Consider the following 19,593-nt stretch of genomic DNA (forward strand, 5'->3'; position numbering starts at 1 on the left):
AATGCCCTCACTCCTTGCGAGTGAGGGCATTTTTTTATTTGAGATCGCTCAATGTTGTATGATCTTACAGCGTTTTTCAGCCAAGCTACCGCCCCATTGCAGCAACGCATCGTCTGGCTGATGTACTATGCAGCCGAGCAGCGTTTGGCCTGCTATGTGGTTGGTGGCTGCGTTCGCGATTGGCTGCTGGCGCGTCCAGTTGGCGATATAGACATTGTGGTCGAGGGCGATGCGATTGCGTTGGCCGAGGCTTGGGCCGCAGTCTGGCCTGATCAGCTGCATACTCACCCGCCATTTGGTACCGCAACCCTGAGTTGGCTGGATGCTGGCGCGCTGGTCAGCTTGGATCTGATTTCTGCCCGCCGTGAGCACTATCCCCAACCTGCGGCCTTGCCAGTTGTGAGCTTTGCTAGCTTGGCTGACGATCTGGCGCGGCGCGATTTTAGCATCAACTGTTTGGCCTTGCAGCTGGTCAACCAGCCGACAAGCGTGATTGATCCACACAATGGTTTGGTTGATCTTCAGCATGGTTTGATTCGGGTCTTGCATGAGCGCAGTTTTATCGATGACCCAACCAGAATCTTGCGGGCCGTGCGTTTTGCAGCCCGCTTAGAATTTACACTTGAGCCAACCACCGCCGAGCTGTTGCAACAAGGCTTGCCATGGCTTGATCAGACCACGCCCGCCCGTTTGTGGAATGAATTGGGCTTGCTTTTAAGCGAGCCAAGTGCGCTCAAAGCGTTAAGTTTGGCTGATGAATGGGGCGTGTTGCAACAACTATTTGGCTGTGCTTGGCCACCTGCCTTCAATCAACAAGCGCAACGCTTGCTTACAAATTTGCCAAACGAGCAATTGGCAATTGGCTGGTTGCTGTTGATGAGCCAACTTGAACCAAGTGTTGCCCAAGCCCAAACCAAGCGCTTTGGTCTGCCCAAGCCGATTCGTCAAGCAGTTGTGCAATGGCATGAATTGGCGAATACTGCTGCTCCGCTGCTAAACACCACGCTCTCAGCGGGCAAGCTTGATCGCTGGCTTAGCCCGTTTGAGCCGTTGGTTTTGCAGGTTTGGGCCAGTGCCCAAACGCCCCTCGTTCAACAACAGTTTGGCTATTACTTGCAGGTGTTGCGGCCAATTGCCAGCCAGCTAAGTGGGCATGATTTGCAAGCCCAAGGCATTAAGCCAGGCCCAGAGTATAAAACGCTGCTTGCCGCTGCGCGCGAGCGCCAACTTGATCAATTTGCAGCTGAAAATCCGAATCTTTGCTAAGATAGATGTGGATGAGCCAAGGCGATTGGCAGCTGTTTCGGCCCAAGTAGAATCGCCCTTGAACTAGGAGTAATGCCAATGACGACATTCGATTTAAGTGGCAAGGTGGCAATCGTAACTGGTGCATCACGGGGAATTGGTGAGGCAATTGCCCACCATTTTGCCCAAGCAGGAGCCAAGGTTGTGGTTTGCGCGCGCAAATTAGAAAGCCTGCAAACCGTCGCCGATAGCATTAATCAAGCTGGTGGCACGGCGCTGGCCTTAGCTTGCCACACTGGCAAGCGCGAGCAAGTGCAAGCGGTGGTCGCCCAAACCTTGGCCGAATGGGGCCGAATCGATATTGTGGTCAATAATGCAGCAACTAATCCGCATTTTGGCCCGTTGCTCAACTCCGATGCTGCCCAATGGGATAAAACCTACGAAGTCAATGTTAAGGGCTATTTTTGGCTGATCCAAGCGGCGGCTGAGGCCATGCAAGCCCAAGGCGGCGGCTCGATTATCAATGTGGCTTCGGTGGCAGGCCTGCAACCAGCGACCGCAATGGGAATTTACAGCATCTCCAAGGCAGCAGTGATTGCCATGACCAAGCAGTTGGCTCAAGAACTCGGCCCGTTCAATATTCGGGTTAATGCGTTGGCTCCAGGCTTGATCAAAACCAAATTTAGCTCAGCGCTGTGGGATAACGAGGATCTGAATCAGAAAATTGTGGCTGGCACACCCCTAGGCCGCATTGGCACGGTCGATGAAGTTGCCGCCGCTGCCTTATATCTGGCCAGCGATGCCGCCGCCTTTACCAGCGGCACTGTACTGACTATGGATGGCGGCAGCCTTGTTGGCGGGATTTTGGGCTAATAGAGAACAGAGAACAGAGAGCATAGAACATAGGGCAGAGATCAGGGGGTTGGGATAATATTTCAACCACGAAGGACACGAAGAGTACGAAGAAAATGCGGGCGAGGGGCTTTAATCGTGCGGTTCTGTCGCGATGCGTGATACAAAACGCCAGCTCCCCCTCGCCCGCGTTCAGTGGGCGAGGGGTGCTTACAAGGGTAGGTTGTTAAGATCCCCTCACCCCAACCCCTCTCCCGTGCGCGGGCGAGGGGCTTTAATCGTGCGGTTCTGTCGCGATGCGCGATATAAAACGACGGCTCCCCCTCGCCCGCGTTCAGTGGGAGAGGGGGCTGGGGGGTGAGGGGATCTTAACCATGGCGTATTCTTTCACAGTTGTTAAAAACCTACCCTTGTAAGGTTGGGGGGTGAGGGAACATGATTGCCACTCCAATGGATCAATACACATAGCCCCTAACCCCTACTTCAATCCTTCATCCTTCATCCCTCTGCCTTTACTCTTCGCCCCTAACCCCTACTTCATCCTTTATACCTCGTAATTCGGTCACTCTGCGCCGCTGCGTTTAAAGCTACTCTTTTGGCTTTTGATTTGTTCTCTGTTCTGTGAACCTTCATCCCTCGTCCTTCATCCTTCATCCTTACTAAATATCGGGCATTGGTTCTGGCTCGCCGAGCGCATCGCCATACCAGCGTTCGAGCCAGGCCAAGGCTTCGCTAAGCCGAGCTTGGGGCATGCGGCGGTAGGTTGTAATACCCCATTGGCGATACAAGCCATCGAAAATCGCCGGATATTCGTTGCGGCGCGAGCGTTCGCCCACCACTTGGGCTACCCGCCGCACCGTTCGGGCCAATAACACTGCGTTGGCCTCGATTTCGGCGCTCATGCCGCCCATTTCGCGGGCTTCAACATCGGCGCTGAGCTGACGCTCAAGCAACATCTGCTCGCGGGTTAGGTTGGCGACGGCCAGCGCGCCACGATAGGCCACTTCGGCTTGGGTTTGCTCCCAACGGTTGGGCAATAGTTGGTCGTTGGTTTCAAAGCCTTGCGGGCGAAAGCTCTGCCACAGCACCGATGCCATTTCGCTGCTCAAGGCCTGCACAATTGGCGCAGCCTCAGCACTCACGCTCTTGGGATCAAGCCCTGCCACCCACAAGGGAATCAGATCGATGCGTAAACATGGCTGGCGCTCATCCTCGCCATCGAGATTGGGTACACTCAGTTGGCGTAAGCCCGTTGCCAAGGTGGCATGCGCTTTGATTCGCTTGAGTTGTGGCGCATGCGGAATCTCCAGCATGGCACAAACCACCGGAATCGAAGCATAGGTTTGGTTGGGATCAAGCGCGAGAATCTGGCCTAGCTCGCTATTATAAAAATGTTGCATATTAATCCTTTTAGCTAGCCCTTGAGGCGTTCGAGCATGGTGTTGTGTGCGGCTAGTTCCAACTGGTCATCAAGTGGCTTGAGGGTGGCGTTTGAGCCATAGCGCCGTTGCAGCGCTAGCTCAAGCAAATGGTCGGCAAAATGGGGATTTTTGGGCAGCAACGAGCCATGCATATAGCAGCCAATCACATTTTGCCAAACCGCGCCTTCGCTGCCATCTTTGCCATTGTTGCCATGGCCAGCCAGCACCTTGCCCAAGGGCTTAACCCCCGATCCAAGGAAGGTGCCGCCGCTATGGTTTTCGAAGCCAACTAGCGTTTGGCTGCCAGTGCCCCAATTGGCCTCGATCAGCAAATTGCCAATCAGGCGTTGGGTGCTGCCCACGGTATGCACATCCAACAAGCCGATGCCTGGTAATTTCTCGCCAGTATGGGTTAAAAAATAATGGCCGAGCAGTTGATAGCCACCGCAAATCGCCAACAACACCATGCCAGTTTCGGCAGCGCGGCGCAATGGCTCTGCTTGTTGCTCAACAAAATCAGCAGCGATTAATGCTTGGCCACTATCTTGGCCCCCGCCAAAAAATGCCAAATCGACACTTTGCCAATCGATGCTGCTGCCAGGCATCACCGGAATCAGGGTTGTTGTAATATCGCGCCATGCACAGCGCTGGCGTAAGGTGATAATATTGCCACGATCACCATAAATATTCATCTGTTCAGGGTAAAGATGAGCAATTGTCAGGTTGTACATCGCATCCTCCACGTATTCGTGCTCATTGTACTACGCTCGGCTGCTTAACAAAACCTTGATACTCATCGCGTATAACTGTTACCTGCGTTTGATGTTGTACTGTTCAAAGGATAATTTATGCACCCATTTTTACTTAATCCCAAGAATGCCGCTGTTGTGACGCGCCAAAAACCCTATGGCAGCGGTAAATTTGTTTGGTTTATGTTGCTGTTTAGTCTGCCGTTTTTGCTGGTTGGTTGTATCGCTTTGGGCTTTTTGCTGCGTGATGTTGGCGCTACTCAAGCGCTGATCAATGGCGATGATACCCAAGCAACGATCACCCAGCTGAGGATCGAGAATAGTGGCGATGATCCAAGCTATTTTGTCGCTTATCGCTTTGAGGCTCCGTTCAATGGAGCTAGTCGTACCATTGAATCAAGCCATATCATCAATCAAGAAACCTATAACACGTTGAGCGAAGGTGCTGCGGTTGCAGTTCGCTATGACCCTGCCAATCCAGAGGTTTCCAAATTAAGCGCGCTGGTGAATTGGAATAATGTGTTGATGCAGCTGGCGTTTGCAGTGATGTTTAGTTTGTTTGGTGGGCTTGCGTTAATCTTCTTTGTGATTCGGCCATGGCGTTTGACTAAGGCATTGCGTGCACGGGGCCAAATGCTGCCTGGGCAAATTATTAATGCTAGCGCTGAAAAAGATGGCGATGGCGATTGGAATTTAGAAGTTAAATATTATTTTGTTTCGCCTTATGGCGTAGGAATAACCAAAACCCAAAGTGCGATTCGCAACGATTTACGCAACACAGCGCCGCCGCCAGCCAACACGCCAATTGTGGTGATGTTTGCTGATGAGCGGAATTTCACGCTGTTGTAAATTGGGTTCCCCTCACCCCAACCCCGCTCCCACGTGGCGGGCGAGGGGCTTTTTTATGGCGGTTCTGCCGCAATGCGTGGTTAAAAACGGCTGCTCCTCCTCGCCCGCGTTTTCGTGGGAGCGGGGGCTGGGGGGTGAGGGGATTCCACTGCAAGCGTGATAAATCAGTTCCAAAGCCTGATGCCAACGCCCTGATCTGCTATATACTTATCCTAATATGCGGGAAATTTCATAGGCGCTTTGGAGGCTGCATGGCAACGCGGACAAGTGGGCAGGCTGTCGCTCTGACAGGCCTTTCGGTCATGGTGATGATGACATTTTCACACGCCATGAATGATATGTGGACTTCATTGCTCTCACCATTGCTGCCAAGCATTAGCGATACTTATCAGGTGTCGATTGGCCAAACTGGGATTTTGGTGGCGATTTTATCGTTTGCTGGCTCGATGCTTCAGCCATTGCTTGGCGCAGTTGGCGATTATGTTGATCGGCGCTGGTTGGCGGCGTTTGGCCCGGTGCTGACGGCAGTTGGCCTAACTTTGATTGGCTATATGCCCAACTTTTTTATGCTTGGTGCGTTGATTATGCTTGGCGGTTTGGGCAGCGCAATTTTTCACCCTGCTGGCGCGGCCTACATCGCTATGGGCGCGAATCCTAATCAACGTGGTTTGTTTGTTTCGATCTTCTCTGCTGGTGGAACGTTGGGCATGGCCTTTGGTCCCTTGATTGTTGCCCAGTTTGATTTGAATAGCTTGCCCTATTTGCTGCCAGCTGGCATTCTGATTGGGGTTATAACCTTTTTGATTATTCCTTCGGCGGCCCAAAATCGCAGCCAACCAAAAACGCTACGCGATTATATCAGCGTGTTTCAAGGGCCATTGCGTTGGCTCTGGTTTATGAGTGTGCTACGTTCGCTTTCGAGCGTTTCATATAGCAGTTTGTTGGGCTTTATGCTGCGGGATAGGTTTGATCAGGGAATGGCCGATGCCCATGTTGGCCCAACCTTGGCGGTATTCAATATTGCTTCGGCGGTTGGTGGCATTGTGGGCGGGCGAATTTCAGATCGAATTGGGCGCACGGTGGTGCTGCGTTCCAGCATTTTGAGCACGATTCCCCTCTTTATTGGCTTAGTCTTGTCGTCGCCCTTGGATTGGTGGTATTACCCCTTGACGGCGGTGGTTGGGGCGATGGTGATGGCGAATATTCCGGTTTCGATTGTGACCGCCCAAGAATATGCGCCGCAGCATATTGCAACCGCAAGCGCCATGATGATGGGCTTTGCTTGGGGAACCTCGGGTGTGCTGTACCCAATTATTGGTAGCCTCGCCGACTTAGCCTCGCCAACGTGGGCGATGATTGCAGCAATTGGCTTGCTCTTGCCTGCCTTCTTTATTACGGTGCGCTTGCCAGAGCCTGAACGTACAACGACGATTGGCTAGGGGAAAAGGATGAATTATGAGGGATGAAGGATGAATCGAAAGGATGAAGGATGAATTATGAGGGATGAAGGATGAATTGAACGTGGAGGAGATCAAACAGACATTGGTTTAACGCAGAGGCGCAGAGTATTTAGGATGGCTATTGGCTAGAGGCTATTGACTATCGGAGATTGATTTGAATCCTAACCAATGTTCCGATAGCCAATAGCCTCTGGCCTTCGTGCTCTTCGTGCTCTTCGTGGTTAAAAAATATGCTCTATGCTCTATGCTCTATGTTCTTATTTTTCACATCGCGATACTGACCAGAGAGTGCATTCCAGCGCACTTTGATCACATCGCGCAGGTTGCGCCACGAATCGCGAATATTATCGACCTTGGTTTCCTCGCCATAACGCCATGTGACGGGCACTTCGGCAATTTTATAGCCACGGCGCAACGCCAAATACAACACCTCAACATCAAAGGCAGTGACGGCAGCACCTTTGGGCGCTTCGGTCGTATCGTCATATAAGCGCATGCGGCCAAAAACATCGTGCGAGGCTTCGCGGCTGAAAACCTTAAAGCCACATTGGGTATCTTGAAACTTGCCAATGCCCAAAATTCGCACAATCAGGTTGAACACTCGCCCCATCAGGTGGCGCATAAATGGCTCGTCGATGCGGCTGGCCCCTGCGCCCTCGCGCGAGGCAATTACAATATCATACTGTTGTTGCAGTTTGGCTTCAAGTTTGGGCCATTCCTGCATCGGTACTGCCAAATCGGCATCGGAAAAGAGCACATACTCGCCGCTGGCTTGGGTCATGCCAGTGCGCACGGTGTAGCCTTTGCCGCGATGTGGATTTTGAATCACCCGTGCTTGGGCATAGGCGCTGCATGCCGCTTCTGCAACTGCCACGGTTTGATCGCTACTGCCATCATCAACCACCAATAACTCCCATGACCATGGTTGGGCGTTGAGAAATTGCAAAACTACAGGAAGGGTTTGCGGTAGTCGGCGGGCTTCGTTATAGGCCGGAATTACCACCGAAAGATACGGGGCCATGGGGACTCCTATCGTCCAAGCCAAGCAAGCAGCCGCTGTGCTTCTGCTGTGGCTAGCTTTCGTTCACGCCAAATGCGCGGAATGAGCCGCAACCCAGCCCATTGCCCACGTAAGCGAGCGCGGGCGGCCTCTCCCCTCCAGTGGCGGAGTGCTTGCCCAAAAATCGTGAGTTGCGACCAGAGAAAGGCAGGAAGGGCATGCGGCCAAGCTTGAATTGGCATATGTCGCAGCCAAAGCACAATAAAATTACGGCCACAATAATAGCTGGCTCGCACGCCACCACCAGTTGCGCTCAGGTGGTGCAAGACGCGCGCTTGGGGCACAAACAGCGTACGCATCCCAGCCCGCCGCGCGCGTAAATTAAGATCGACATCCTCGCAATACATCACCAACAATGGGTCGAGCAAGTTGCCAGCGGTATCGACAAGTTGTTGCAAACTGCTGCGTTTGTAGGCTGCTGCGCCAGCGCAGGGGCCAAAAACCTCGCTGATTGCATCATACTGGCCATGATCTGGCTGCCAAACCCCACGACTCCATGGCACGCCATTCCAATCGTAGCCATCGCCAGTCGTGTGCAAATGGTCTGGTTGGCTGTAGAGCAGCATTTTGGCGGCGGCAAAATCGTAGGCTGGAAAACGCTCAAGCGTATCGATTAATGCAGCAACAAAATCTGGCCCAACTTCGGTATCGTTGTTGAGCAAAATGACCCACGGCGCATTGGTGGCCTGAAACCCACGATTGACTGCGGCCACAAACCCTTGGTTGCTCGGCTGAATTAGCCAATTAACCTCAGGATAGGCAACCTGCAAAGCGGGAACGCTCCCATCTGGCGAGGCATCGTCAATCACCGTGATTAGAAAATCGCTGCGGGTTTGTTGGCGTAAGCTATCGAGGCAGGCTACTAATAACTGCGCGCCGTTATAATTGGGTATCAGAATGTCGATGTTGTGGCTCATTCAGTTGGCTCGTCGATGGCTGCGACTGCGGCAATAACCGCTGCTTGCCAGCGTCGCAAGCGAATGCCCATGGCTGCTGCTGCATTATTGCTGAGCGCAGAAAAAGGCGGCGGGCTGCTTGGGCGACTAAATTCTGCTGAGCTAATTGGCTCAACTGGCAGGTCGATGCCTGCTGCTGCCAAGACGGCACAAGCCAGTTCATGGCGCGAACAAGCACCCTCATTGACGACGTGATAAATCCCAGGAATATTGCTATCGACCAATTGGCGAATTGCCCACGCGGCCTCGGCGGCATGGGTTGGCGTGCCAACCTCGTCGGTCACAACCCGCAATGGTTCACCGGTTTGCAGTCGTTCGCGGCCTAAACGGGCGATGGTACGCACAAAGTTGCGTTGGCCGCCAAACAACCAAGCAACCCGCGTGATAAAAACATTCGGCGCATGCTGCAAAACTGCCTGTTCGCCGCCCCATTTTGAGCGCCCATAGGCATTAATTGGCGCTGGCTGATCGTACTCGCTATAGGCTTGTTGGCTATTGCCACTAAATACTTCGTTGGTGCTGACATAGACCAACGGAATATCGCGATCGCGGCAGGCAAGGGCTGCATATTTTGGCCCCAGCGTATTTTCGCGAAAGGCCCGCGCAGGATCAAGCGCACAGCCATCGACATTAGTGAAGGCTGCTGGCAACAAGACCAAATCTGGCGCAAGCTGATTAATCGCTGCCCGCGCTGCTGGCTGGCTTAAATCAAGTTCTTGGTGGCTGGGTACGAATAATTGATGGTCGGCAAACGTTTTGGTCAGCTCGCTGCCAAGTTGGCCGCTTGCCCCAAGGATCAACACACGCATATAAACTCCTTTGCGCGGCGCATGGTAGAACAAGCCCTCGCATTCGTCAATTAAATTGGGCTTGTTTAGGCGCTTGGGGTGATACGATTGGCAGTTTCACCAAAATAATAGTGCTCGACCAAGCGTTTGAGTTCGGCGGTATCTAAGGCATCGTAGGGTGTTAGCCGCGGCTCAGACCAACGGCTCAAAAACTCGCGGACGCGCCCAAAGTGGTAGCTTTCGCCTTCTTCTAAAACGCTGGTATCTTGCGAGCACAGCAATTGGCCGCGACTGTTGTAGATAAAAATATGCGGTACGCCATCGAAGCCTGGCAAATGTTCTAAAAAGGTTTTATTTTTTTGCTCATCATCGCCAACTAAAACTTTGACCGCAACATAATGGATGTCACGCAAATAGCGCAATTGGGGATGGGCATTGATAAACGCATCTAAGCGATGACACCAAATACACCAATCGCCACCAAGCTCGACTAAAATATTTTTCCGTTCACGTTGCGCAGTTTCTAAAGCGTTGCGCATATCGGCAAACGGATCACGTTCTGCATCAAAGAGCGAATCTGTCATGTATTAATTCCTCAACGGTTGTGATTTTATGCTTGCTTCGAGCTTGCTCTCGGGACGCAACAATCAACAGTACTTTAAAGCTGCCCTTATTATAGCGGTTTCTTTTGAATTTGCAGCGCCATGCTCCACCCAAACTCACCCATAGATTGGGGTAACCCTAACCTGCTGATACACCTTTTGACCCATTGTTGCTTTAGCCTAAAGTTGCTATGCTTAAACGTGAGAGATTTCCCCTAAACTATAATCTCTTTGCATTGTCGCGCGCAAACTGAACTTAACCAGCGGCCTGCTGGTTTAGCCTAGTGGTCTAAACCAACCCGTTGCTAATGGCTACCTTTATGCAGTTATATGGAGATGGAGATGAACCTGAAGCGTTTGATCGTTGGATTATGTTTAGGATTATGTACGATTGTCCCTGCGGCGACCGCCCAACAACCTCAGATTCCGCAATCAACCAATCAACCACAAATTGAAGGCACTTGGAGCGATGAATTTGCGGTCTATGACCGCTCCGAGATGAATGATTATCCGCTACGCCCAATCGAATGGAATAACAGCCTGTATTCAGGCATGTATAACCATGGTGTGGCTGCGTGGAATGGCAAGCAATGGCTCCAAATCGGCAACCTCGAAGGCCGCGCGATTGCCATAACTTGGCATCAAAATAAGCTTTACGCCTATGGCAAATTGAATTTAGCAGGTACGCCAATCAGTATGGCCTATTGGGATGGAACCACTTGGACGGCCATGCCCAACCAGATTTCTTATAGCCTATCCGTGACGCTTGCAAGCTATAACAACCAACTATATCTCGCGAGTGGCAATCCATTTACGCTTGATGGGCAAGCGATTGAGCATTTGGCGCGTTGGGATGGCACACAATGGCACGATGTCGATGTTGGCGTGCAGGGCATGATCCTCACAACACTTGTGCGCCCCGATGGCTTGTATGTTGGTGGAACACTATTTTCTGAGAATGGCCAACGCCAAAGTGTGATGCGTTGGGATGGCAGCCAATGGCACGAGGTTGGTAGCCCATTAACGGGTTTAGTGATTGATCTCGAATGGGCCAATGATCAGCTGTATGTTGGCGGCATGTTTACCTCAACGCTTAATCCTGCAATCAACAATATTGCGGCCTGGAATGGCAGCGGTTGGGATAGCTTTGGTAATGGAATTAGCAACCAAGTGCATAGTATTGCATTCTTAGATGATACGCTGTATACGATTAGCCGAACGCATGATACGAGCGCTGGACATCGACTGCAACGCTGGAATGGCAGCGCTTGGGAGAGCCTTGCAACCACGACTGTAGGAATATCGGCAATAGACATGCTTCGTTATCCTGATGTTGGGTTATTGAGCTATCAAGATCAACTGTTAGCTTTTGGCTCGATCACATTTCCTTATCCTAGCCCTACTCAATTGAGCCAAGGTTCGATGGCATTAGCGTGGAATGGTGAGCATTGGGAATCGATGACTCCCAATGGACTACTGGTTAAGGATCGTGACCAACAGCCGACTATGCTCGCCACGAGCGGCGAAACGGTCTACACCGCGGCCACGAATCTTTATTGGGGCAATGGCCAAGCAACATTGGCGACATTTGTAGCTGGGCAAACTTGGCAAACCGTATTGCCGCCCAATTCGCTGGGAGGGTATCGTGCTTTTGAGGCTGAAACTTACCAAACAGAACTATTTGCAAACATCGAAAGTGGACTTTTTCGGGTTGTTAGTGGTACGGCTGAGTTGCTTGCACCTGTTGAAATTCATTCGCTGGCCCAAGCCAATAACCGCTTATATGTGGCTGGCGATTTTGAGCAATTCAATGCTGTGACCGCTCACAACCTTGTAGTTTGGGATGGCACAACATGGCAAGCCTTGAATGCGCCAGCAGCGTTTGATCGAGTCACAATCGTCGAGGCCTACGGCAACCATGTCTATATTAGCGATGGCTCACAACTGGCTCGTTGGGATGGCACGCAATGGCAAACGCTGGCAACTGGAGTTAATCAGATTACCCAAATTGAGCCAAGCGCAAGCGGCGTGTATGTTGCTGGCACATTTAGCAGCATCGCTGGGGTGAATGCAGCAAAAATCGCTGCTTGGAATGGCTCGCAATGGTCAGCTTTAACTGGTGTAATCAATGGCCCAATCAACGATCTTGAGCTTGGGCATGATGGCTTGTATGTGGCAGGCTCGTTTAGCGGCATTACCGATGGCGTAGTTAGCCCAGGCATTCTGCGCTGGAATGGCGTTTGGCAGAGTGTTGGCGGTGGCGTGCAATATCGCTATACGCCACAAATTCCAATCAACGTGACCCACTTAGCCGCCACGCCAAGCAGAATGTATGCGGTTGGTAGCTTCGATAGCGTTGGCAAGCGCTATGAATCAGCCAAGATTGCTGCTTGGAACTATGGCTCTACGCAGCCAATTATAGCTGCGCCTGATCATGCCACTACCTATCGGCCACAGCCGGTCAGCGTTGATGTGCTGGCCAATGACTGGACGATTGATAATGGGCCATTACAGCTTGCATTAGTTACCGCAAGTAGCGATGGTACAGCTACGATTAGCGGAACCAAACTGCTTTTTACGCCAAACGTCGATTTTCAGGGGACAACGACCGTGAGCTATCACGTGCGTAATCCATTGCGTGGCATTACTACCACTGGCTATCTAACGATTGAAGTGCAGAATCATATGCCAACCCCTAGCCCAATTACGATCAGCGTGCAACCACAGAGCACAACCACGATTGATGTTTTGGCAGGGCTGGTTGATTTGAATAACGATCAATTGACGATTACTAACGCAAGTGCTACTGCTGGTATAGTCGACATAATCGATAATCAACTGCGCTATCGTGCGCCAGATCGCGCACTATCAAACGCGACGATCAGCTATAGCATTAGCGATGGCCATGGCGGTTCAGGTGTGGCAACGATTGTGGTCCAAAGTGGCAACTATCAGCTCTATTTGCCCTATACCAGCAAATAATCAATTCAGATCGAGCGGTAGGCGCACGTTGCTTGCCGCTCAGCATAAACCTAAGGAGAGAATGCAGATGTCGAAACTACAAAAAATAGCCAGCCTGTGTATGCTGATCGTGCTTGGCTTGAGCATAATTCAACAACCAGTTACACCCGTTGCTGCCGTCGAACCGCAACAACCTGTTGCACCCGTTGCCGCCGTTGAACCACAACAATCAAGCAGTGCTGGTTCATGGAGTGCAGCCTTTTCCTCGCCCTTGAAAAGCAATTATGGTTATATGCCAGGCCGTCCAATTGAATGGAACGGCACGTTGTATGCAAACATTCTCTCGCTTGCCAATAACGCTAGTGATGCAGGCGTTGGCTACTGGAACGGCCAGCAATGGTTGAAAATTGATGGATTAACCGGTTTGGTTGATTCGGTTGCGGTACACCAAAACCGCCTTTATGCTGTGGGACGTTTGAAGCTTGGCGGCAAAGACATCAACCTTGCCTATTGGGATGGCAACATGTGGACGGCGATGCCCCATCGATTTAACGGCGCTGCCTACTTAAATTTAGCCAGCTACAATAGTCAACTCTATGTTGGTGGTGATAATCTGGTGATCGACGGCCAAGCCTATGGAGCCTTAGCACTCTGGGATGGTCTGCAGTGGCACGCTGCGGCTGCGGGCATCGACGGCGTTGTGTTCAATATGCTGGTGCGGCCCGATGGTTTATATTTAGGTGGTTCGTTCTTATTCAATGGCCAAGGCACTGGTTTGCTCTATTGGAACGGGAGCCAATGGCAGAATGTGGGCGGCGGAGTTTATGGCTTAGTCTTTGATTTGGAATGGGCCAATAGCCAACTCTATATCAGTGGTCAATTTACCTCAACGCTTGTGCCCACCATGAAGAATATCGCCGCATGGAATGGTACCAGTTGGAATACCTTTGGTACGGGGATTGTCAGCGCGACACACAATCTTGCGCTGGTTGATGGCGAGTTGTATGCGCTCAGCAAAAAATCATACAATTATCCTAATCCTGCGCGGTTTCAGTTGCATCGTTGGGATGCAACCCAGTGGACAACCCTCTCAACCATGCAAGAACAAAGCCTTAATGGGAGTTGGTTGCGCTTACCCGATGCGGTGTTGCTCAATTACAATCAGCAATTGTTTGCTTTTGGGCCGTTCATGTCATCGCAAGCTATTGCCAATTCCAGCCTGTATACGTGGGGCGATTGGGCCTTGCGTTGGGATGGTGCATACTGGCTATCAATGACCCCAAGCGGGATTGTTTCTAATGGGAATGAGGGACCAAGTGTCGTTCTCACCACGGATAACGAAGATCTCTATGCCCTCGCCAACAAGATGCATTGGAATATTGCGTGGGCCACTTTAGCCCATTTGAATGCGCAAAATCACTGGCAATCGTTGGTTGCATATACCTATCAACCAGCTTTGGGTAATCCTCAAGCGCTGCAAAAGTATCAACAAAGCTTTTTCAGTATTTATAACAATAACTTGTATCAAGCGGGCAACAATACATGGAACTCCGCTGGTAATGCCTATGTTACGAGTTTAGCCCAAGCCAATAATCTGTTGTATGTCGCTGGTAGTTTTGAGCAATTCAATGGGGTAACGGCGCATAACTTGGTCACCTGGAATGGCACGCAATGGCAAGCCTTGAATACACCTGCCAGTTTTGATCGGGTCACGATCGTCGAAGCGCATGGGAATGCGGTCTATATCAGCGATGGTACGCAACTCGCCCGTTGGGATGGGACGCAGTGGACGACGCTTGCGACCAATGTGGTTAATATTGGTGAGATTGAGCCAACTGCCAACGGCGTGTATATCGCTGGCACATTTAGCAGTGTCGGCGGAGTGAGCGCCCCGAAAATTGCCTATTGGAATGGCAGCACATGGGCGGGCTTAACGGGCGAGATCAATGGCACGATTCATGACCTTGAAATGGGCGCTGATGGGTTGTATGTGGCTGGTAATTTTCGTGGTTTGACCAACGGGATTGTGAGCGGTGGCATTCTGCGCTGGGATGGGGCTGCCTGGCATGGTCTCGCTGGTGGGGTGCAAGCGAGCATAGTGTCTACCTATCCTGGCAAAGTTTATAGCCTCGCTGCAACTCCAACCCGCATGCTGATGCAGGGGAGTTTCAGCCATGTTGGCAATCAATATGAATCCTTCCAGATTGCGGCGTGGGAATATGGCAACGAACCCTTGATCAAAGCCAAAGCTGATTATGCGATTACCTATCGGCCACAGTCGGTTGCGCTTGCTGTGCTGGATAATGATTGGAGCGATCAGCCCACTCAATTGCAGCTGATGAGCGTGACCACGCCCAGCCATGGCACAGTAGCGATCAACGGGTCTAGCATTGTCTATACGCCTGCTGCCCAATTCCAAGGAACTGATACCTTCACCTATACCGTGCGCGACCCGATCCATGCGGTCACGGCGCAGGCACCGGTGCGCGTGCATGTTTGGAATGGTTTTCCAACGCTTAGTGATCAGGAGCGAGAAATTCTGCCATTTACTGATACGCTGCTTGATCCATTGCGTGATGTATTTGATCCAAATAACGATAATTTAACCATTACCCAAGCAAGCGTGCTGAGTGGCACGGTGACAATTGTTAATAACAACCTGCGCTACACGCCACCAAATCAACAATATTTTAGCGATGTGGTGACCTATACGGTGAGTGATGGCCATGGCTGGCAGCAAACCGCCCGGATGACGCTGCGCAGCCTTGACGTTATCATTTTCCCCCATGCCGATCACGCCACGACCTATCGTCCCCATGCGGTAACTGTCGATGTAGTGGCCAATGATTGGTCGTTATATAACGAGCCACTCGAACTGATTGATGTGCATGCTGTATATGGCACAGCAACAATTAGCGCTAACCAAGTGCATTATCAACCAACCACCACCTTACAGGACAGCGCTATTTTGGAATATACCGTGCGCAACCCCACCCGTGGCGTAACTGCAACTGGAACGTTGATCATCGAGGTGCAGAATCATGTGCCTACGGTTGCTCCACTAACGCTGACGGTTGCACCCAATAGCACAACAATTGTCGATGTGTTGGCGCATGCTATCGATCTGAATGGTGATCCATTAGTCATTTTAAATCCAAGTGCCGAGCTTGGAACAGTGGCGGTGGTCAATAATCAACTGCGCTATACAGCGCCAATCAATTATCCATTTACCGACACAATTAGCTATGTCGTAATGGATGATCATAGTGGTTCGCGCACAGGAACGATTACCGTCAATAGTGGAACCTATCAGCGAGTATTCTTGCCCTATACCAGCAAATAACTCCAGCGAGCGGCAAGCATCCGTTGCTTGCCGCTCAGCATAAACCTAAGGAGAGAATGTCGATGTCGAAACTACAAAAAATAGCCAGCCTGTGTATGCTGATCGTGCTTGGCTTGAGCATAATTCAACAACCAGTTACACCCGTTGCCGCCGTTGAACCGCAACAACCAAGCAGCCCTGGCACATGGAGCCAAGCCTTTGCCTCACCATGGAAAGAGGAGTCTGGCTATATGCCGGGCCGTCCAATTGAATGGAATGGCACGCTGTATGCTGGAATTCTCGCTACCACGAATTATAGGACTGATACAGGGGTTGGCTACTGGAATGGCCAGCAATGGTTGAAACTCGCTGGCCTTGATGGGTTCGTTGATTCGGTAACGGTGCATCAAAATAAGCTGTATGCTGCTGGGCGCTTGAAGCTTGGCGGCAAAGATGTCAATATTGCCTATTGGGATGGCAACGTGTGGACAGCCTTGCCCTATCAATTTAATCTTGGGACTTACTTAAATTTAGCCAGCCACGAGAATCAACTCTATGTTGGTGGTTATTTGTTAACGATTGATGGCCAAGCCCATGGCATTGCTGCCCGTTGGGATGGAACCACATGGCAGACTGTTATTGACAATATGCAAGGCATGGTGCTTGGGTTCTTATCCCGCCCTGATGGCCTCTATATCCATGGTGTATTTGCCATGAATGGCCAACGAAGTGGTGTCTTGCGGCTAACCGATACCCAACTAGACGTGGTTGGGGCAGACCTCTATGGTTGGGTTTTCGATCTCAAAGAGTTCAATGACCAGCTCTATATCAGCGGTCAATTTACCTCGACGCTCCAACCATCAATCAAAAATGTCGCAACTTGGAATGGGACTGCTTGGAATAGCATTGGGAATGGAATTAGTAACCCAACCCATAATTTGGCGATGGTCGATGGCGAATTATATGCGCTGAGCAAGGTTGGCAATTTTCAGTTGCATCGTTGGGATACAACCCAGTGGACAACCCTCTCAACCCTGACTGCACGAACCAATTGGACATATAATTGGAACCGTTTTCCTGATGCGGTGCTGTTGAATTACAACCAAGAATTATTGATATTTGGGCCACTGGGTTCGGTGCAAGCTATTCCCAATTCCAACCAGCAAACGCGAGTCGATTCGGCTTTGCGCTGGAATGGTGAGCGCTGGCTATCGATGACTCCCAATGGATTGATTGCGCCGCATGTAGCCTTAACCACAGTTGATGAAACGCTGTATGCTGCCTCCGATAGAATGCATTGGGAGACAGGTTGGTCGACCTTAGCTCATTTGGATGCCAGCAATCACTGGCAATCGTTGGTTGCGCATAGCTATCAACCATATCTTTCTAATGTTGAGGCGCTTCAGAAGTATCAGCAAACCTTTTTTGGTCTCTACCAATCGACGCTGTATCAAGCTGACAACAACACGTGGACGCAAGCGGTCACGGCAACAGTTCATTCGCTGGCGCAAGCCAATAATCTGTTGTACGTTGCTGGCGATTTCGAGCAATTCAATGGCGTAACGGCACGCAACCTTGTGACGTGGAATGGCAGCCAATGGCAAGCCTTGAATACACCTGCTAGTTTTGATCGGGTTGTGATTGTCGAAGCGCATGGCAATGCGGTCTATATCAGTGATGGCTTCCAAATTGCCCGTTGGAATGGGACGCAGTGGACGACCCTCGCTACCAATGTGGTCAATATTGGCGAGATTGAGCCAACCGCTGATGGGGTGTACATCGCTGGTACATTTAGCAGCGTCGCTGGCGTAAGCGCGCCCAAAATCGCCTATTGGAATGGCAGCACGTGGTCAGGGTTAACCGGCGTGGTCAATGGCTCGATCTACGATCTCGAAATGGGGGCCGATGGGTTGTATGTCGCTGGTAATTTGAGTGGGATAACTAATGGGATTGTGAGCCAAGGCATTCTGCGCTGGGATGGCGCGACGTGGTATGGCGTTGGCGGTGGTGTTCAAGTTGATTCGGTGTCGAATCAAGCTGGTACCGTGTATCAGCTTGCTGCAACCCCAACCCGCATGTTTCTCTATGGGGATTTCCGACGGGTTGGCAATCAATATGAATCAAGCATGATTGCAGCGTGGGAATATGGCAACGCACCCTTGATCAAGGCCAAAGCTGATTATGCGATTACCTATCGGCCACAGCCGGTTACGGTCAATGTACTGGCCAATGATTGGAGCGATCAGCCGAGCCAATTGCAACTGGTAAGTGTGACCACGCCCAGCCATGGCACAGTAGCGATCAACGGGTCTAGCATTGTCTATACGCCTGCTGCCCAATTCCAAGGCACCGATACCCTGACCTACACCGTGCGCGACCCGCGCAATGCGGTTACGGCGCAGGCACCGGTGCGGGTACATGTCTGGAACCACTTCCCAACCTTGGTTGATCAAGAGCGCCAAGTGCCACCATTCACCACAACGGTGCTTAATCCGTTGGCAAATCTCGTCGATGCGAATGGCGATAGTTTGACGATCACGCACGCCAGTGTTGTTAGTGGCACAGTAGCAATTGTCAATAATCAATTGCGTTACATGCCGCCAAATCAACAGCATTTTAGCGATGTGGTGACCTATACCGTGAGTGATGGCCATGGTTGGCAGCAAACCGCTCGGATGACGCTGCGCAGTACCGCAATTGCCGTCACAACCACTGCCGATCAGGCGACAACTTATCGTCCGCATGCGGTGAGCGTGGCAGTGTTAGCCAATGATTGGACGGTTAACAACGAGCCATTAGAACTGATTGCGGTAAGTACAGCTGTCAATGGCACGGCCACGATCAGCGGCAATCAAGTCCACTATCTGCCAGCAACGAATTTTCAAGGCACTGAAGCAGTAACGTATACCGTCCGCAACCCGCTGCGTGGGATTAACGCCACGGGTACGCTGACAATGACGGTGCAGAATCATATGCCAACCCCGAACCCACTGATGGCGACCCTTAAACCCAATAGCACGGCGGTATTTGACGTGTTGGCAGGGCTAGTCGATTTAAATGGCGATGGATTGACGATCACCAATGCCACTACGACCTATGGTCAGGTTGCAATTATTAATAACCAGCTACGTTATACCATGCCAAGTATGTATCCATTCTCTGAAACAATAGCCTATAGCATTAGCGATGGTCATGGTGGCTCTCAAGTCGGAACGATTGTCGTCAATGGCGCACCATATCATTTCTATTTGCCCTATACCAGCAAATAACCAAAGCGAGCGGCAAGCAACAGATGCTTGCCGCTGCGCATCCAACCAAGGAGAGAATG

13 protein-coding genes are annotated in these 19,593 nt (G+C 51.2%); 7 read left to right on the forward strand and 6 right to left on the reverse strand.

All coding sequences use genetic code 11. The annotated features are described in order from the left end of the window. Positions 1-51: 51 nt before the first annotated feature. Positions 52-1,266 carry a CCA tRNA nucleotidyltransferase gene (locus JOD20_RS06560; protein ID WP_204754491.1) on the forward strand — a complete coding sequence of 405 codons (1,215 nt, stop codon included), beginning with the start codon at positions 52-54 and terminating at the stop codon, positions 1,264-1,266. A 72-nt stretch (positions 1,267-1,338) separates the two neighbouring features. Continuing rightward, complete coding sequence (locus JOD20_RS06565) at positions 1,339-2,118, forward strand: glucose 1-dehydrogenase (protein ID WP_420828942.1); 780 nt, start codon at positions 1,339-1,341, stop codon at positions 2,116-2,118. A gap of 638 nt (positions 2,119-2,756) precedes the next feature. Here the strand turns inward: JOD20_RS06565 and JOD20_RS06570 are convergent. Further along, on the reverse strand, positions 2,757-3,497 hold the full coding sequence (locus tag JOD20_RS06570) for a phage antirepressor N-terminal domain-containing protein (RefSeq protein WP_204754493.1): 741 nt from the start codon (positions 3,495-3,497) through the stop codon (positions 2,757-2,759). 14 nt (positions 3,498-3,511) lie between these two features. Next, complete coding sequence (locus JOD20_RS06575; RefSeq protein WP_204754494.1) at positions 3,512-4,249, reverse strand: type 1 glutamine amidotransferase; 738 nt, start codon at positions 4,247-4,249, stop codon at positions 3,512-3,514. Positions 4,250-4,366: 117 nt separating this feature from the next. Here JOD20_RS06575 and JOD20_RS06580 point away from each other — a divergent pair, with 117 nt between their 5' ends. Together JOD20_RS06580 and JOD20_RS06585 are read left to right on the forward strand one after the other, a co-directional pair. After that, positions 4,367-5,116, forward strand: coding sequence for a DUF3592 domain-containing protein (locus JOD20_RS06580; protein WP_204754495.1), 750 nt, complete (start codon positions 4,367-4,369; stop codon positions 5,114-5,116). Between the two features lie 251 nt (positions 5,117-5,367). Next, positions 5,368-6,555 carry an MFS transporter gene (locus JOD20_RS06585; RefSeq protein ID WP_204754496.1) on the forward strand — a complete coding sequence of 396 codons (1,188 nt, stop codon included), beginning with the start codon at positions 5,368-5,370 and terminating at the stop codon, positions 6,553-6,555. Positions 6,556-6,811: 256 nt separating this feature from the next. Here JOD20_RS06585 and JOD20_RS06590 read toward each other — a convergent pair whose 3' ends face one another. The 4 genes from JOD20_RS06590 to JOD20_RS06605 all read right to left on the reverse strand — a co-directional run bounded on the left by JOD20_RS06590 (position 6,812) and on the right by JOD20_RS06605 (position 9,964). Then, entirely contained in the window at positions 6,812-7,597 is a 786-nt protein-coding gene (locus JOD20_RS06590; protein ID WP_204754497.1) for a dolichyl-phosphate beta-glucosyltransferase, read from the reverse strand. 8 nt (positions 7,598-7,605) lie between these two features. Continuing rightward, positions 7,606-8,553, reverse strand: a complete 948-nt coding sequence (locus tag JOD20_RS06595; protein WP_204754498.1) for a glycosyltransferase family 2 protein — start codon at positions 8,551-8,553, stop codon at positions 7,606-7,608. Next, positions 8,550-9,401 carry a dTDP-4-dehydrorhamnose reductase gene (gene rfbD / locus JOD20_RS06600; RefSeq protein ID WP_204754499.1) on the reverse strand — a complete coding sequence of 284 codons (852 nt, stop codon included), beginning with the start codon at positions 9,399-9,401 and terminating at the stop codon, positions 8,550-8,552. Before rfbD ends, JOD20_RS06595 begins: the two co-directional genes overlap by 4 nt. 65 nt (positions 9,402-9,466) lie before the next feature. Next, positions 9,467-9,964, reverse strand: coding sequence for a thioredoxin family protein (locus JOD20_RS06605; RefSeq protein WP_204754500.1), 498 nt, complete (start codon positions 9,962-9,964; stop codon positions 9,467-9,469). 360 nt (positions 9,965-10,324) lie between these two features. On the opposite strand from JOD20_RS06605, the gene JOD20_RS06610 reads away from it, so the two are divergent. The 3 genes from JOD20_RS06610 (at position 10,325) to JOD20_RS06620 (ending at position 19,534) form a co-directional block, all read left to right on the forward strand. Next, on the forward strand, positions 10,325-12,964 hold the full coding sequence (locus JOD20_RS06610; protein ID WP_204754501.1) for an Ig-like domain-containing protein: 2,640 nt from the start codon (positions 10,325-10,327) through the stop codon (positions 12,962-12,964). Positions 12,965-13,031: 67 nt separating this feature from the next. Continuing rightward, the gene (locus tag JOD20_RS06615; protein ID WP_204754502.1) at positions 13,032-16,286 is read left to right on the forward strand and encodes an Ig-like domain-containing protein; all 3,255 of its coding nucleotides are present in this window, start codon (positions 13,032-13,034) and stop codon (positions 16,284-16,286) included. A 62-nt stretch (positions 16,287-16,348) separates the two neighbouring features. Further along, positions 16,349-19,534, forward strand: coding sequence for an Ig-like domain-containing protein (locus JOD20_RS06620; protein ID WP_204754503.1), 3,186 nt, complete (start codon positions 16,349-16,351; stop codon positions 19,532-19,534). Positions 19,535-19,593 lie beyond the last annotated feature (59 nt).

The organism is Herpetosiphon giganteus, assembly GCF_016907925.1.
In the GTDB taxonomy this organism is placed as follows: Bacteria; Chloroflexota; Chloroflexia; order Chloroflexales; family Herpetosiphonaceae; genus Herpetosiphon; species Herpetosiphon giganteus.

What these genes read in the sequence shown, in the direction of transcription:
- JOD20_RS06560 (WP_204754491.1), top strand. Translation starts at nt 52, where the DNA reads ATGTTGTATGATCTTACAGCGTTTTTCAGCCAAGCTACCGCCCCATTG.
- JOD20_RS06565 (WP_420828942.1), top strand. Translation starts at nt 1,339, where the DNA reads ATGCCAATGACGACATTCGATTTAAGTGGCAAGGTGGCAATCGTAACT.
- JOD20_RS06570 (WP_204754493.1), bottom strand. Translation starts at nt 3,497, where the DNA reads ATGCAACATTTTTATAATAGCGAGCTAGGCCAGATTCTCGCGCTTGAT.
- JOD20_RS06575 (WP_204754494.1), bottom strand. Translation starts at nt 4,249, where the DNA reads ATGTACAACCTGACAATTGCTCATCTTTACCCTGAACAGATGAATATT.
- JOD20_RS06580 (WP_204754495.1), top strand. Translation starts at nt 4,367, where the DNA reads ATGCACCCATTTTTACTTAATCCCAAGAATGCCGCTGTTGTGACGCGC.
- JOD20_RS06585 (WP_204754496.1), top strand. Translation starts at nt 5,368, where the DNA reads ATGGCAACGCGGACAAGTGGGCAGGCTGTCGCTCTGACAGGCCTTTCG.
- JOD20_RS06590 (WP_204754497.1), bottom strand. Translation starts at nt 7,597, where the DNA reads ATGGCCCCGTATCTTTCGGTGGTAATTCCGGCCTATAACGAAGCCCGC.
- JOD20_RS06595 (WP_204754498.1), bottom strand. Translation starts at nt 8,553, where the DNA reads ATGAGCCACAACATCGACATTCTGATACCCAATTATAACGGCGCGCAG.
- rfbD (WP_204754499.1), bottom strand. Translation starts at nt 9,401, where the DNA reads ATGCGTGTGTTGATCCTTGGGGCAAGCGGCCAACTTGGCAGCGAGCTG.
- JOD20_RS06605 (WP_204754500.1), bottom strand. Translation starts at nt 9,964, where the DNA reads ATGACAGATTCGCTCTTTGATGCAGAACGTGATCCGTTTGCCGATATG.
- JOD20_RS06610 (WP_204754501.1), top strand. Translation starts at nt 10,325, where the DNA reads ATGAACCTGAAGCGTTTGATCGTTGGATTATGTTTAGGATTATGTACG.
- JOD20_RS06615 (WP_204754502.1), top strand. Translation starts at nt 13,032, where the DNA reads ATGTCGAAACTACAAAAAATAGCCAGCCTGTGTATGCTGATCGTGCTT.
- JOD20_RS06620 (WP_204754503.1), top strand. Translation starts at nt 16,349, where the DNA reads ATGTCGAAACTACAAAAAATAGCCAGCCTGTGTATGCTGATCGTGCTT.